This is a genomic window from Blautia massiliensis (ex Durand et al. 2017) (genome assembly GCF_051861785.1).
GTDB classification, from domain to species: domain Bacteria; phylum Bacillota; class Clostridia; order Lachnospirales; family Lachnospiraceae; genus Blautia_A; species Blautia_A luti_A.
In genome coordinates this window covers 434,771-451,233 of the sequence record NZ_CP146725.1, presented here as the reverse complement: position 1 = coordinate 451,233, position 16,463 = coordinate 434,771, and the positions used below count along the sequence as shown (strand labels likewise).

General features: G+C 43.9%; 13 protein-coding genes and 2 pseudogenes. All 15 read left to right on the top strand.

What is annotated here, in order from left to right; translation table 11 throughout:
• Positions 1-10: 10 nt before the first annotated feature.
• The 15 genes and pseudogenes from V9W66_RS02300 to V9W66_RS02230 all read left to right on the top strand — a co-directional run bounded on the left by V9W66_RS02300 (position 11) and on the right by V9W66_RS02230 (position 16,459).
• Positions 11-376: a hypothetical protein gene (locus tag V9W66_RS02300; protein WP_144093658.1), complete on the top strand. Its 366-nt coding sequence runs from the start codon at positions 11-13 to the stop codon at positions 374-376.
• 12 nt (positions 377-388) lie between these two features.
• Positions 389-649 carry a hypothetical protein gene (locus V9W66_RS02295; RefSeq protein WP_144093659.1) on the top strand — a complete coding sequence of 87 codons (261 nt, stop codon included), beginning with the start codon at positions 389-391 and terminating at the stop codon, positions 647-649.
• Positions 646-1,038 (top strand): hypothetical protein, encoded by a 393-nt coding sequence (locus V9W66_RS02290; RefSeq protein WP_144093660.1) that lies wholly within the window; start codon positions 646-648, stop codon positions 1,036-1,038. The genes V9W66_RS02295 and V9W66_RS02290 overlap by 4 nt, the downstream gene beginning before the upstream one ends.
• Positions 1,039-1,050: 12 nt before the next feature.
• Positions 1,051-4,092, top strand: coding sequence for a hypothetical protein (locus V9W66_RS02285; protein WP_144093661.1), 3,042 nt, complete (start codon positions 1,051-1,053; stop codon positions 4,090-4,092).
• A 10-nt stretch (positions 4,093-4,102) separates the two neighbouring features.
• Complete coding sequence (locus tag V9W66_RS02280; RefSeq protein WP_207705777.1) at positions 4,103-7,711, top strand: Ig-like domain-containing protein; 3,609 nt, start codon at positions 4,103-4,105, stop codon at positions 7,709-7,711.
• Positions 7,708-8,652: a phosphodiester glycosidase family protein gene (locus V9W66_RS02275; protein WP_144093662.1), complete on the top strand. Its 945-nt coding sequence runs from the start codon at positions 7,708-7,710 to the stop codon at positions 8,650-8,652. The genes V9W66_RS02280 and V9W66_RS02275 overlap by 4 nt, the downstream gene beginning before the upstream one ends.
• Before the next feature lie 75 nt (positions 8,653-8,727).
• Positions 8,728-11,007: a hypothetical protein gene (locus V9W66_RS02270; protein WP_144093663.1), complete on the top strand. Its 2,280-nt coding sequence runs from the start codon at positions 8,728-8,730 to the stop codon at positions 11,005-11,007.
• Complete coding sequence (locus tag V9W66_RS02265) at positions 11,004-11,201, top strand: hypothetical protein (RefSeq protein ID WP_144093664.1); 198 nt, start codon at positions 11,004-11,006, stop codon at positions 11,199-11,201. Before V9W66_RS02270 ends, V9W66_RS02265 begins: the two co-directional genes overlap by 4 nt.
• A gap of 11 nt (positions 11,202-11,212) precedes the next feature.
• On the top strand, positions 11,213-11,554 hold the full coding sequence (locus V9W66_RS02260) for a hypothetical protein (RefSeq protein WP_330575293.1): 342 nt from the start codon (positions 11,213-11,215) through the stop codon (positions 11,552-11,554).
• Positions 11,547-11,783, top strand: a complete 237-nt coding sequence (locus V9W66_RS02255) for a holin (RefSeq protein ID WP_144093665.1) — start codon at positions 11,547-11,549, stop codon at positions 11,781-11,783. Before V9W66_RS02260 ends, V9W66_RS02255 begins: the two co-directional genes overlap by 8 nt.
• Positions 11,784-11,819: 36 nt before the next feature.
• Positions 11,820-12,311: pseudogene (locus V9W66_RS02250) on the top strand (glucosaminidase domain-containing protein); the annotation flags it as partial.
• Between the two features lie 51 nt (positions 12,312-12,362).
• Positions 12,363-13,115 carry a peptidoglycan recognition protein family protein gene (locus tag V9W66_RS02245; RefSeq protein ID WP_439362992.1) on the top strand — a complete coding sequence of 251 codons (753 nt, stop codon included), beginning with the start codon at positions 12,363-12,365 and terminating at the stop codon, positions 13,113-13,115.
• Between the two features lie 64 nt (positions 13,116-13,179).
• A pseudogene (locus V9W66_RS02240) lies at positions 13,180-13,824 on the top strand (peptidoglycan-binding protein); the annotation flags it as partial.
• A gap of 223 nt (positions 13,825-14,047) precedes the next feature.
• Positions 14,048-15,106: an FUSC family protein gene (locus tag V9W66_RS02235; protein ID WP_144093667.1), complete on the top strand. Its 1,059-nt coding sequence runs from the start codon at positions 14,048-14,050 to the stop codon at positions 15,104-15,106.
• An 84-nt stretch (positions 15,107-15,190) separates the two neighbouring features.
• Entirely contained in the window at positions 15,191-16,459 is a 1,269-nt protein-coding gene (locus V9W66_RS02230; RefSeq protein ID WP_144093668.1) for a M18 family aminopeptidase, read from the top strand.
• Positions 16,460-16,463: the final 4 nt, after the last annotated feature.

Sequence of the window (16,463 nt, the reverse complement as noted above, 5' to 3'; positions counted from 1 at the left end):
AGGCGGTAAAGTGACAGATGATATCATTATTGACGGAGTTACGATGCCGACTCCGGCCCTTTCGGGTTTGACAATAAAAAAGGAAAAAATTTGGTCAAATAATACAGGACGTGTAGCGAATGGTGATATGGTAGGCGATCTTATTGCTATTAAATACACGTTGGAAATTACATGGCCCATGTTAAGCAGAGCGGATGCTGCCAAGATCGATGCAGCAATCAGCCCTGCTTTCTTTAGTGTGACATTTACGGATCCTGGAAGCAATTCCCGGATAACAAAGAGATTCTACTCAAACACACCATCCTATCCGGTATACAGTTATGTGGACGGTGTGAAAACATACAAAGGAGTAGGGGCGACACTGATCGGAAAATAGGAGGAAACAAACATGTTAAAAGGTACAAAATCAATGAATCTCAGTTACAGCTCCATCATCGATGGAAAAAGTGTGGTATACATGTCTGCACAGGTTCCGGAAACCGGAAAGAGCAACTGCACAAAGACCATTCAGGACCAGGAGATGTATGAGGCGAACAAAGCAGAATGCAGAAAAGACATGGCTGCATTTGACGAGCTCCTGTGGAAACTGGAAGATCAGGGGACGGTAGACACTGCAAAAGATACTGATACGGAGGAACAGGGAGCATGAAGATGAAAAACAGTGAGATTGTAGCATTCCTTAACACCTGTGCAGGCTTAAGAGAGAAACGCCTGCCGGTCCGTCTGGCGTATGCGATTAAGAAAAACATGGCAGCAGTTCAGGAAGCGGCAACTGCATACATGGAAGAAAGAGAAGAGCTTATAGCCAGATATGCGAAAAAGGACAAAAAGGGAGAATATCTTGTCAAGGATAGCTGCTATGTGTTCGAAAACAAAGATGAATTTGAGAAGGATATGAGTGAACTTTTAGCGATTGAAACTGCAGTGAAAATCCACACGGTATCAATTGATATTGTCGAAAAATGCGATGACGATCCAAAGTATGATTCGCTGACCATGGAAGAACTGGATGTCATTGAGTTTATGATTACAGAGTAAGGAGGCGGTCCTGTGTATCAGTCAACAGCAGCATTCGGAAACCTGGTACAGCAGGATTCACGAACTTTTAAAGCACTACTTACATATGAAGCTGTATCCATCACAAAGGTTAAAAGTATCAAGCTTACCGGTGGATCAGAAGGAGGGGATGATTTTTCCCTGGGTTCGACCATGTCCCAGTACATCGAGGTAACGATTCCGGATGGCAACCTCCTGATCGAGGGAAAAGAAATCTTCCTGCAGATCGGGATGGACGTGAACGGTCTGACAGAATACATCCCGATGGGATACTTTACCGTAGGGAAGCCAAAGAAAGCGGACGATCAGATCACATTCACAGCTTACGACCGTATGATGAACACAGAGCGGACATTTTCCATGGATGGCACAACCACAAATACAGTGGCAGTACTGAAGAAGATTGCGGATATCACAGGTGTTCCTGTAGTGACATTCGGATTAACTGCGATATCCATAAAAGTGCCGAAAGGATATAGCTGCAGGGAAGTCCTTTCTTATGTGGCGCAGCTTCATGGCGCGTTTGCTGTATGTAATCGTAGAGGTCAGATCGAGCTGCATACCTATGTGGATTCAGATTATAAGGTAAAACCAAATCGGTACTGGGGAAATTTTGAACATAATGATTATGTTTTTGATGTTTCGAAATTTGTGTGTTTTACGAGCCAGGACAAAAATGGAAAAAGCATATCAATAACTTCAGGATCCGGAGCAAGGTCCGTGTCGTTTTCCAATCCGTTCATGACACAGACCGTACTCAATAATATCCTGGCATCGTTCAAGAGTTTTTCCTACATGCCAGGCACTCTGAAAATGATGGGAGATCCCCGCCTGGATCCTTGGGACATCCTGACTGTGGAAGATCTGTCCGGAAATACATATAAAGTCCCGGTCATGAAACTGGAATGGGAATATGACGGAGGCCTTACGTACTCAGTTGAAGCTGTCGGTCTGTCAGAAGAAGAAACCAATGCAGACTATAAGGGGCCTCAGACAAAAGAGATGGAACGGTATTATGCACAGTTGGTCATGATCGACCAGGCGATGATCAACAAACTGGATGTAGATACCGCGAACATCACATACGCCACGATTAAAAAATTGAGCGTAGTGGAAGAGAATGTACAGAAGATAAACGGAGAAGTTGGTAACTTCAAGGAACTGACCACTGCGAATTTTAAAGCGGCTAACGCGCAGATCGATATCCTGAACGGAAATTACGCAAATATCAAAGTACTTTTGTCCGGAGGTGCTGGCATCGGGGATCTGCAGAACATCCACCTTACATCGGCAAACGCAGTGATCGATTCTGCCCTGATCCGGTCGGCAGTAATAGAGACGGTTGCGGTTTCAGATCTTCTGGCGGGCACAATCTCAACGAATAAGTTTACGATTGCTTCTGACGATGGCGGCATCCGGATCCAGGGAGCAACACAGCAGTGGTCAGATTCGGACGGAACGGTCCGGATGCAGGCTGGCCGGGATGCAAATGGAGATTTTACGTTTTCTCTTTTTGACAAAACCGGAAAAGGCGTCCTGATCGATTCTACCGGGATCAAGGAAAACGCGATCGCAGACGGTATGATCGTCAATAAGATGGTTGCAGACAACGCAGGAATCGCAGGATCCAAGTTGGATATTCCATCTGTGGTATCAGAAATCAACGGAAGCACGGAAACAATCAAATCGTCGCTGATCTGGTTTGATGAGGAGAAGCAGACATTAAGCCAGCTGTACAGCAAGACGGCAAAGGACATCGAAACAGCTCAGAAAAAGGCTGATTCAGCATCTGACGTAGCGAAGAATGCAGCTGAAGGAATTCAGACCACAAATCAAAATGTGGCAAGTATTAAAACTGGCTTAGATGGGATGAACTTAAAGCTTTCCGAAACTACATCAGAACTGTACGGCTTGAAAGAAGGAACACTCTTATATAACTGTACCTATCACGATAATGGTGATAATACAACTACAGTAACGGCAGTGGTGTACCGTGCAGGTAAGGATGTTACAAAAGAATTTCCGGAAAGCTGTTATACATGGAAAAGAAAGACAGAAGCAGGGGAACAGGCTTTAGGCTCCGGATATTCCATTACTGTCAGCAACAACGATTATATATTTGGCGGTGTTGTAGTCGGGCAGTTTACAACGGATGCAGATGAAAACCAACGGAAAGCATTGCTGTCGGTCCAGGAAGGTGTAGTGGAGATCGATGGAAAACCAGTAAGCCTTAGTGCGGAACAGAAGGATTATGTTGACGCGAATACGCTTTCCGAGGTAGTTACTATCCCAGCGGGCAAAAAGTTCATTTTCACAGATGCTGCAACTAATCAGGGCGGGATCGTTGCCCTGGAGAATCTTGCAAGGCAGATCCTGCTGAACCTGACAACACAGACATTCGAACTGGATCAGGGAGCCAAAACCCTGCCGGATGCACTGAACGAACTGAACCGGGATCTGCAGTATATTCCTATTGAGATCTTAGCATTTTCCAATAACATTGGTGTTGCAGAAAAAGGCAGCACGCTCAATGAGCTCACACTGAAATGGCAGCTGAACAAAGATCCGGAAACCATCCTGATGAATGGCCAGGTCAGGGCCGACCTGAAAACATTACGATCATTAACATTAAAAGACATGGCATTAACTGCTGATAAAACATTCATGCTGCAGGTTAGAGATGAAAAAGGGAAAACGGCACAGAAAAATACATCTGTTGTGTTCCAGAATGGGGTTTACTATGGCGTATCAGAGATCCCTGAAGAAGTAAACAATACTTTCATACTTTCGCTTTCGAGATCACTGCAGGGAAGCCGTACAAAAACATTCAGCACAATCAGCACAGAAGGCCAGTACGTCTGGTATGCTTTTCCATCCGGATACGGAACCCCGGTGTTCAATGTTGGTGGCTTCGATGGCGGCTTTACAAAAGCAGCATCCATCAGTTTCACCAATGCCAGTGGCTATACAGAGGAATATGCAGTCTATCGCTCAGATAACGGCAACCTGGGCACAAAAACAATAAAAGTAACATAGGAGGCAGGACATGGCAAAATACAACGGATCCGTAGAATTAATCTCAGGGATTACCCAGGCCAACAACCAGGATTTCCCCCTGATGGAATCCCACGCCATCCAGGTTGACGATGATGGTACCAGGTTGGATGAGGTGCTGGATACCATGAAACAAGGGAAAATAATGCGACAGGATTTTGGGTTAGCATGGATTTACTGGACGAATAATCTTGAATTAGGGAATGGTATAGAAAATGACGCCATTATGTACTCGAAACATGATTTGGTTCTTACCCAGAGACTTGACTTGAATTCATTAGCTACCTCAAAGCCAACTTTCGCAGGGGACTCTAAAGCAATTTTAAAAAGAGCCAAAGAATTAAATCCAAAGCTTAGACAGTTTGAGTATATTCAATCTGAGAGTGGACGAATAGACTTTACTTACAATGGAGACCATGCGCATCTAAATTCGGATGGTACTTGGATTGGATCTACGGCTGAACTCTCTGGTTGCACCAAAATTTATACATATGAACAAATTTGCGATTGGCTGGATTATTTCAAGGAAACTGGCTCTGATGGAGTGTTTTGGGACGACTGGGGCTATGATTTTGCAAAAGAGGATGTTTGTTACCAGATGGGACTGAATCCTGCTGACTATGATACGCTCAATGCGGCACTGAATGAAAAATGGAAAATGTTGATTACGGCCTGTCACAAGCGGGGATTAGCACTTATTACGAATGGCGGACGACCCTTTAATGTTGGAGATTGGTATAGCTATTTAAATGAAAACGATGTAATAGCTATGGAGTCTTGCATGATCTCTTCTGCTGGAAATACTTGGCAGAATGGGCATACTTCACTTTATGACTATTATACAAATTGGTATGTCAATGGAAAATGTAAGGCGAAAATCTGGTCTCTTGATTACGCGCCAAAGAGCTCTGGTGATTATAGAAATCAATTGATCACATATTTGTGTGCGATGAGTTTAGCGTGCGGAGCACATTATATATCTGCGGGTGTTAATTTCTTTATGGAAAAGCCTTTTTTTATAGAAACACTTACAGAAGGAACCAAAAAGATCATAACTAAAATGGATGATAATACTTACCATTTGCAAGTGGGCGATCATGAGTTAGAGGTACATAGATGGAAAAGTGCAGACGGAACCGTGTCGGAATCTTCTATATCCAAATGCTATTACCTGTATGATAGCACTCCGTTTAATAATGCTTTTCTTACTGCTTCTGGAATTGGATATCAGTTTTCAGGACGGTTATCCACAGTTGAAAGCCGGATAGACGGTATGACTGAAGATAATAGAAAAAATTCTTCATCATTTTGGAGGATGGCTATTGATGATTGGCAGCCGGACTTATCTTACCTTGATTATAGAAATTTAGCAGCATTAGACGTAGTTAATTTTACATACAGTCATCCTGAAAATGTAAAAGCGATTCTTAGGAAAAATGACGATGGCACTGTCGATTTGGAAATAACATATACAAATTGCGAATATAATAATGTTGCTTTTTATGTAATTACTTCATCTAATTACGAAAGCTTAAATCTGACAGGACAGCCATTGGAATTCGGATTTTCCGATGTAATATTCAATATGTCTGAAGAGAGTTGGACATTGCCCAATGGAACTGCTTATTATGGTGCCAACATATGGGGATATCCTTCTTTTCGTCCGTATCTCCATTATGTAACGGATGGGGTTGATGATGAATTAACATGGATCAAAGGTGTCGGCAGTGAGGTTGGAGAAAGTACAGGCCATTACGAAAGAACGAAAAGCGGAACTATAACTTCAGCTAGAATATACGTGTGGGCCAGATCACCTGGATCATCTCAATTACTGAATGGCACGGTTACCCTTAAAAATCTATATCTAATAGACACCGGCGAGCATTCAGATGAGATCTCTAAAAAATGGTATACAAATATTTTTCCATCCGATTTTAACAACACATCGGCACTTACTGTAACAAAAACTACATCTAAAAAACAAACCAGACCAGTATATGATATGGCAGTGACTTGTAATGACCCTTGGGGTTGGTCTATGTATTCTTTTCCCAGCGATGAAGTTATTGCTTTACGTGGACATACCCTCGAACTAGGCTGCTCCAGTATGACGTTTTCGAATGGCGAAACCGGCCGTCCAAGAAGTGACTGGACGCACTTTGCATTTGGAATATCAACGAACACAACAGATCCAACGTCAGCCCGATTATATAGTGATATAAGCGAAGAATCATCAGTGTGGAATGAAAAAATGACCTGTTGCACGTTTACTGTCCCGGATAATGCTACAGCACTTACTGTCGGATTTAAGAGCTACGGATTTCCAAAAGGAACGGTACTTACTGTTAAAGAAGCGTATTTATATGATCTGAAGGAAGAAGTTTCTATTCGCGGCAGAGATACTACAAATGCTACTTTAAGAGTATGCCGTGTTAATGAAGAACAGGAATTAGTGACCCCTTCTAATTTTCGCAACACATTATATTTCACAGAAAAAGGGAGGATATACTGTTACGATTTAAAGGGTACGAAAGTAGATATAGCCGGAAGTGTATACGCTGGTGCTGTTGAAGCAGGTTATGCCGATTCTCCGTCACAATTTGGATTAGATATATACAAATTAATGAATGGAGATATTGTAGGAAATATAAAAGATCTGCGTCTGCTCCCAATACCGACAGCGGAAGACGAGGGAAAGATTTTACAGGTTGTCGATGGTAAATGGGTAGTCGCGGAAAACAATCCTGCGGTTGATCCGGTACCGGACAATGTTGTCCTGTTCGAAGAATCGGATGAAGAGGATTCTGTGATCGATGTTGAATCCCTGATAAAAAATAACTTAACCCTGGATGCAGATGATGAATTTCTTTATCTGCTCTATAGGGAGGAACAGATATCAAAAGTTCCGATGGCAGGCAGCGGAAATGTAGTTTACTGCACTGGAATAAGAATTCAGGAATCAGATCAAATATGTAGTATCGAAAATATAGGTGCCCTTATAGCATTGAGCGTATTCGTGTCCCCTTCCGGCTGTACCCAGACAGTCCGCTGGTCTTCGTCAGATCCAACGGTTGCAGAAGTAACTTTGGACGGCACTGTGAAAGTTGTCGGGGAAGGAACAGCTATTATAACTGCAAAATGTGGAAGCTATTCCAGCAGTATCAATGTATCGGTTAAAAATCTTAATGTAAAAGTGAATATTGCAAAAGCGGCTGGTTGGTTTAGCTCAAACGGTATCCCTGGATTTGGAGGGAATGCCGCAAGAGCTTATGCTTACGTCGGCTCTACAGCACCAGTTTCCGCAGATACAGGATATATTTATGGCATTCCACTGGAACAAGGAATCGAATATACGATTCGATTGAACACAGAGTTGGCAGGTGGATGTTATTATGGAGTTCAGATATTTTCTTCTGTATCAAAGACAAGAATTGTGGATTCGGGATGGAGGACATCGGGAACAGAATTTAATTATACCCCGGCAGAAGATGGTCTGGACTTATACGTAAACTTCAAATATGGTGCAGCAGGTTCTGCGACTATAACTGATGAGATCCTTGAAAAGCTTCGGGCTGGTTTTTCGATAAGGAGAAACAAATGACCTATATATTAAAAAGCAAAGACGGAAAACTAATATGTCGTCCTGTTAATTATGCAGCCACAGACGAGCAGGTTTACAAACAACTTATAAAATTAGCAGCTGCTGGAAAATTATCCTACACGCCCAGGGATTTGTTGGTGAACGCGATCACAGTTGAATACGGAAGACTGAATGGCAGCAGTTACTATCTTGCAAGGATTCCGCAGTATGACCTGGCTGGGAATAAAGTCACCCCACGGGTGGCGATTACTAGTCAGGACGGCAGCACAGATGGTCAGAAATACTCTGCATTGGATTATGCCCGCCGTGAAAACACAGCCTTCTGTTTAAATGCGTCCTTGTTTAATACGAAAACGCTGAAAGCAGAAGGTCAGCTGGTCATTAACGGTGTGGATATGACCACATACAAAACGGATAGCTCCGGGAACTTATACCCATGGATGGATGATGATATGGGAACTGCGATTTCCAACACGGAATGCTATCCTTTGTGTATTGACGCTGCAGGGAGATTATCGACTCCATACACGAATCGGAAAGCAGACGGGGCCAGACCAGCTGCGTTGATATCTTCAGGATATAAATATGCAGTAACTGCCTGGGGGACTATCATTGATAATTATAAAAATACCTCAACGGATACCTGGAATGAGATTGTACACAAAGGTAAATATGTGAGACAGGTCATAGGCCAGTATCAGAACGGTGATTATGTTGTCTGTAGCTTTGATGGTATAAAAGGATCTATAACCACAAATGAAGCAGGAATCGACTACGATGACGTTGCAAATCTTCTGATCAGCAAAGGAGTGCGGTTTGCCTATAGCCTTGACGGAGGAGGATCCTGTGAGACCGTTTTGCGAGAACGACAGATCAATCCGATCTTTGAGGGGACTACAGGACGAAAAGTGCCAACCGTTATTTATTTTGCGTCAGGTTGACAGTAATCTCATAGAGAGGAGGTGAATAATACGAAATTTCAAAGGGAAGTAAACATTTTTTCGAAAGAAGCTATATTGAAACGTTTTCAGGCAAATGAGACAAATTTTTCTGTTCTGAAAGGTAAAATAGAAGCTCTGATCAGTGAAAGCGAGATTACCGAACTGCAGAACAGCAAAGTAACAATGTACAGTAAACTTGCAGATGTGAAACTTACTGTAGATGGCCTTGCACAGGAATATTCAGATATATCATCAAAATATGATTCTGTATCCGGCCAGTACATAAGCCTGGATGCGAAAGTTGCGGAATATAAATCAGGTGTGGATGGCATGTCGCAAAACCTTTCGCAGGTGCAGACAAATCTACGGGACAACTATAGTACCACAGCCGCGATGAATGCTACTATCCAGGCCAAGATAGATGGCCTGTCCTCAACTATATCACAGACTTACGCCACAGGATCAGATGTTCAGCAGAAACTTGCATCTGCTGATGCAACTGCAAAAGGCTATGCAGCTGCGGCAAAACAGGCAGCTGTTAATACCGCACAGGCTTCAGCAAAAGAGCTGTTAAAGTCATATGCCACAGTTACGCAAACACAGTCAATGATTGACCAGAAGGCAGAAAGCATTGAAGGTAAGGTATCATCTACGTATGCCACAAAAAATTCTGTTGGCGAATTGCAAACATGGAAAACAGAAGCGTCTCAGAAGATCACTGACAGCGCTATCGTATCAACAGTCACATCAAGTGCGGAATGGACAGAAAAGGCTGACAAAGCATCACTGATCAGCCAGATCAATCAGTCTGCGGAACAGATCAAGATCCGTGCAAGCATCATAGACCTGCAGGGTAACATCAGTATCACGGATATATCTAACGACGCTATGGATACTATAAAAAAATATAGCATCACAGCGCTATCAGATGCGAAAAAGTATACGGATGACTGTGATGTACTGGTTCTTAAAGACTCACAGGACTATACACGGGCGTATACGCTAGCGGAAATCGGAAAGCTAGAAGAGTCTGGTGGAAACCTTGTGAAAGGATATCGGTTATCAGCGGATAATGTAAAAACGTACTGGAATACAGTCGGGACTGTGGAAACAGGACAGAACGATCCGGATGGAGGGAAAAATGCGATAGTGATCAATGCTGACGCGGATAACTGCATTTTGGCAGCAAAGCGGGACACAAACGCAATCCTTAATGCTACAGGTAGGTATACGGTAACTTTCTGGGCAAAAGCATCAAAAGAACAGAGTATAGCATTCTCTTTCAATAAAGTGCGAGAAAGCATAGCACTGACCACATCGTGGAAAAAATTTTCATTCGTAAAAGACGTCACGAGCGTGGAAGAGTGGGGAAGCCTGATCATGTTCGGTGGCGGGAATACGATTAGCACCGGCGATGGAACCATATACATTTACCGACCAGACGTGCGGCACGGATACTCTTCCGAGGATATATTCAATTTGTTAACTAATAACGGAAACATCCAGGGCATGTACATGACCGGCGGCAAGCTGTACTGGAACGGGGCTTACATAAAGTCAAAGTCTATAACCGCGGAAAAACTCAAAGTAGACGACCTGTACTCCCTGAAAGCAAACATAGCCGGATTCAAGATCTCAGCAGATACAATATCACATCAGAGTACTACAAAACCTGAAAGTGGCATCGGACAGACTTATTACGACACATATTTCTCGTCTCGAGACAAACGTCTTACTTTTCGAAAGGGCCCTGGAACATCTGACTATATGACATTCAGCATAAATGGTCTGAGGACTAGTGATTGGAAATGCTTAGATCTGATATCGGATGCGGATGTAGAGAGTGGTGATGATTTTACCGGCGGAAAACATCATTCCCTAGGATATACAAACATATACGGAGTTTTGTATGTGCAAGCTGGACTCAGGGTTGCCGGAACTAAACAGGCGGTCAGAGAAACGGAAAACTACGGAGAAAAAGGCGTCTATTGCTACGAAACCCCGACACCGTACTTTGGAGATATCGGATCCGGAGAGATATCAGAAGATGGAAAATGTTACATTGACATCGAAGACATCCTGAAAGAGATGATCAACACAGGAATGCAGTACTATGTTTTTTTACAGAAGCGCGGAGAAGGAGATCTGTACGTGTCAGAATGTTCTCCGGATTACTTTGTAGTCACCGGCACACCAGGCCTCAAGTTCTTCTGGGAGCTGAAAGCAAAACAGAAAGGATATGAGTATAACCGATACGATGGCGAGGATAGAGTAGTAGGATTTAAAAAAATAGCATATGATGATGAGTATATAGCAGAAACAGAAAAACTCATCGAAGAAAGAGAGGAAATATGAAAGTATTAACAAGTTTTATAGCACTGAACACTGGAGAGGGAGAAAGAATCTCGTTCACGTATTCAGAGGTTGGAGAGGACGGAACAATCATCAGCCAGAATAACAAGAAAAACTTCCTCGTACTTAATAAAGACCTGAAAAATCACATCAGTGAAATCAAAAAGTACATCGAAGATACACACCTGACAGAATAGGAGATGAGAATATGAAAATCAGAGCAGAGCCGGAAGGCTCTTATTTTATGCTTAAAATTGCGCCGGCGCAACACCGGAGAAAGGAAGAAAGGGTGGAAACAATCATCTCATCATGCATCAGTGCAGCAGTGACTCTCCTGGTATGCCTGATCAGCAACCACAGCCAGAACGAAAAGACACGCGCATTGATGGAGTACAAACTCGAAGAACTCACAAAAAGAGTAGACAAACATAACAATGTAGTGGAAAGAACCTATTCCCTGGAAAAAAAAGCAGTTGTTCAGGAAGAACAGATCAAAGTAGCAAACCACCGGATTTCAGATTTAGAAGAAAAGGAGAATGGACATGTTTAAGAATTGTGTTTTCAAACCAAGCGTTGACACTATGAAATGGCTGAAAAAAGCGGGCATCAGAGCCGTCAAGACTATGGCGCAGACTGCAGTCGGCGTGATTGGTGCTGGAAGTGTCATCTCGGCGGTAGACTGGAAGATGGTAGCATCGGCAGCAGTCGTGGCCGGAGTGGTAAGTATTCTTACCAGCGTAGCGGGTATTCCGGAAGTAGAGGCAGAAGAGGGCGAATAATCGTCCTCTTTTGAGTGAGAGGAGAAGAACATGTTAAAGATCATGGGAAAATCACAGGCCAGCATTGAACAGATGCGGGCTTATATCAGAAAGATGAATCCGAAGGTGTCCGATTCGGTCATAAAGATGATTCCTCTGTATATCACAGAAGGGGCAGCGGAAGGTGTCCGTGGTGACATTGCTTTTGCCCAGTCCTGCCTGGAAACCGGAAACTTCACATTCAGCGGATCTGCAGTAACACTCAGCCAGAACAATTTCTGCGGCCTTGGTGTGACCAAAACCGGTATGAGAGACAACAGCTTCAAGACCCCGGCAGAGGGCATCCGGGCCCAGATCCAGCACCTGCAGGCGTATGCCAGTATGGACCGACTGAAGAACCGTTGCGTGGATCCACGCTATACATACGTCAACAGAGGCTGTGCGCCTTATGTGGAATGGCTTGGGATCCAGGAGAATCCCAAATGGCAGGGCTGGGCTTCCGGTCGGAATTACGGACAGAAGATCATCAACATTCTGAACAGCATATTATCTATTAAGGCATCAAAGAAGGCATTAAAAACAGAAAAGGAGAGTGTTACCATGAACATTATCAAAATGATCAGCAAGAAGAACTGCTATATCGGCCAGAACAAACCTGCTTACATCGTGATCCACGAGACAGACAACTGGAGCAAGGGCGCAGATGCAAAAGCCCATGCTACAGCCATGAAGAATGGCAATCTGGCCGGAACCGTGCACTACTATGTAGATTCCAAGTCAGTCTACCAGACACTTGATCACAGTGACGGTGCCTGGGCTGTAGGTGACGGAAAAGGAAAGTACGGCATCACAAACCGTAACTCCATCAACATCGAGATATGCGTAAATCCGGAAACAGACTACTACAAAGCAGTAGACTACGCAGAGCAGCTGGCGGCACAGCTCCTGAAGCAGTATGGATGGGGAACAGATCGCCTGAAACGTCACTATGATGCTTCCCGGAAGAATTGCCCGCGCCGGATCCAGGCGGAAGGCCGCTGGCCGGAATTTGTAAAAAAGACTGCAGCATATATGAAGGGAGCAACGACAGTGAAGAATACAACAACAAAGAATACCATAACATTAACCGAAAAGATTGAAGTCCAGTTCCCGGTTATCCAGAGAGGCAGCAAAGGAACGGCTGTATCCGTGCTGCAGGCCATGCTCGGAGTGAAGGTGGATGGTGATTTCGGAAACGATACAGATACCTCGCTGAAAGCATTTCAGAAAAATGTAAAGCTCACAGCAGACGGGATTTGCGGAAAAGACACTTGGACAAAGGTGATCGAACATGTGAAGGCAAACACAAAATAACTTCCTATTATAAAAAGTCCGGCAGGTACCCACTGCCGGACGGATATTGTATCATCATTTATGTGCCAATGTTCTGGCAATCATGTCGTTTACTCTGAACAGAGTTTATACAGAGTGGTACCGGAATAAGGGTTATGATTTCACCATTACATCCTCCACAGCATACGACCACAAATGGATCTATGGCAGGAATATTTTTGAGAGTATAGACCGGATCGTGGATGAACTTTTTGAAAACTACCTTTCCAGACCGGATGTACGTCAGCCGATCCTGACCCAGTACTGTGACGGACACCAGGTGCAGTGCAGGAACCGGGGATGGATGACCCAGTGGGGAAGTAAAGCTCTGGGAGATCAGGGATATTCCGCAATTGAGATCCTGCGGAGCTTCTATGGAAACGATATGTATATCAATGTGGCGGAAGCAGTTTCCGGGATTCCCGCATCCTGGCCTGGATATGACCTGACTATCGGTGTTACCGGAGAAAAGGTACAGCAGATCCAGGAACAGCTTAATGCCATAGCAAAAGCCTATCCTGCCATCCCGTCAGTGATCGTGGATGGTATTTATGGTCCGGCTACTGCTGCATCTGTAAAAAAATTCCAGAATATATTCGGGCTTCCTGCATCCGGAGTGGTGGATTATCCAACCTGGTATAAGATACAGGACATTTATGTAGCAGTGACCAGGATAGCGGAGCTGCAGTAAATATAAAAATAATAAAAATGTTCCTGGCCATTTTCGGAGTGATCTGATCGGGGCTGGGAGTGTAATGCGTGAACATGATTTCAGAAAAAATGTTTGACGTTTCAGAATAAACCAAGTATAATGGCTGTTTGTATCTTTGAACGTAAATTGTAAAGAGATTGCGTTTATGAGCATGTGAAAAAAGCGAAATGAGAATGTCTGTTTTACAAAAGGAGTGATGAAAATGACATTTTATCAGGAATTGCAGTTAAGCTCAACCGGATCAAAACAGCTGATCAGAAATACCACAGACAAAAAGGAGAAAAGAAGGCATATTCTGATCTATAATTTTAAAGTGTATCTTGTCATGGCATTTTGTGTGGCGGTTGTGACATTGTACAGTAAGATAACCGGCAATGACAACAGTGTTGTAGGAGTAACTGTACTGCTGGCAGTGCTGGTCTTAAGACAGGCGGATTTCGGGATCCGGACGTCCCACGGATTGTTGTCCATTGCCGGGATCTTCTGTATTCTGATCGCAGGACCGAGATTATCCAATATGGTTTCACCGGTACCGGCATTTTTTGTTAATGCGATAAGCATCCTGTTACTGATGATCCTGGGATGCCATAATGTAATTATGTATAACCATTCCACATTTGTTCTCGGATATCTGCTTCTGATGGGATATGACGTAACCGGAAAGGCGTATCTGCTTCGTGTAGAGGGGCTTTTGGCCGGAATGTTTTTCTGCATGGTAGTTTTTTATAAGAATCAGAAAAACCGCCCGTATCGCAGGACATTTCTGGACCTGTTCCGGGAATTTGATCTGCATTCCGCAAGAGGCAGGTGGTATTTAAGACTGACGCTGATCGTTTCCAGCGCTATGCTGATCATGTCTCTTCTGGGACTTCCGAGAGCAATGTGGGCCGGAATTGCCTGTATGTCCGTGTGTCTGCCGTTTACCGCGGATTGCAGGGGAAGAGCCGGAAAAAGAGCTATGTTCAACATCGTTGGCTGTATTCTGTTTGCAGTGCTTTATCTGATACTTCCGGAATCTATGTATCCCTATATTGGAATGATCGGAGGAATCGGTGTGGGATATTCCGCAGGTTATGCGTGGCAGACTGCATTTAATACATTTGGAGCATTGTCCATTGCATCAGGACTGTTTGGAATGCCGGCAGCAGTGCTGCTCCGTATTGGAGCCAATGTATTTAGTTCAATTTATACTATGCTCGCAAATAAGCTTGGGGATAAGCTCGTGCAGCATATGTGGGTACGAAAGAGTACAGAAATCTGAGATATTGCCCTGAAAAAAGTTTTGCCGTATAATGGGTAATAGCATAACAGCCTGGATATTACCGGGCCGACAGAGGAGAAGATTATGTACGAAGAAACAACAGAAAAACTGCTGGAATTTATCAGTAAAAGTCCTACAGCCTTTCAGGCGGCAGAGGAAACAAGAAGACGTTTTTTGGAGGAAGGCTTTACAGAACTGAAGGAAGAGGAGCGCTGGGAGCTGGAAAAGGGCGGAAAATATTTTGTCATGAGAAATCATTCCGCGATCATCGGATTTTCCATTCCTGTCAATGACTGCAGGAGATATCATATCATTGCAAGTCACAGTGACTCCCCGTCTTTTAAAATAAAAGAAAATCCGGAGATGTCTGTAAACGGAGCTTATGTGAAGCTGAATGTGGAGCGGTACGGAGGAATGATCCTTTCTACCTGGTTTGACCGTCCCCTTTCTGTGGCAGGCCGCATGATCGTCCACAAAAACGGAAAAATTCTGGAAAAGCTTGTAGATATTGACAGAGATCTGGTCATGATCCCGAGCCTTGCGATCCATATGAACCGAGATATTAACGGAGGCTATCATTATAATGTCCAGAAGGATATGCTTCCATTGTACAGTGGCAGTGGCGAAAAAGGAAACTTCATGCGGATGCTGGCAGAAGAGGCAGAGATCCGTCCGGAGGATATCCTGGGCCATGATCTGTTTCTCTATAACCGGATGCCCGGAACGATCTGGGGATCCAGGAATGAATTTGTTTCCAGTCCAAGATTAGATGATCTGCAGTGTGCTTTCGCTTCAATGGAAGGCTTTCTTCAGGCAGATAAGAAGAAGGTCATTGCAGTCCACTGCGTACTGGATAATGAAGAAGTGGGAAGCACTACCAGGCAGGGAGCTGCATCCACATTTCTTAAAGATGTACTGTTTCGTATCAATCTGGCCCTTGGCGGAGACCAGGAAAGTTACCTGATGGCCCTTGCGGAGAGCTTTATGATCTCTGCGGATAATGCACATGCATTACATCCGAATTATACAGACAAGGCAGATCCTGTAAACCGTCCGGTGATGAATGGTGGAATTGTGATCAAATATAATGCCAATCAGAAATATTGTACCGACGGGATTTCCACAGCAATCTTCAAGGAACTCTGCAGAGAAGCAGATGTGCCATATCAGACATTTGTGAACCGTTCCGATATTGCCGGTGGTTCCACTCTGGGAAATATTTCCAATACCCAGGCGGCCATGAATACGGTCGACATCGGTCTGCCGCAGCTGGCGATGCATTCCGCTTATGAAACAGCCGGAGTGAAAGATACGGAAAGCCTGATCCGTGCGGCAAAGGTATTTTACAGGTGATATC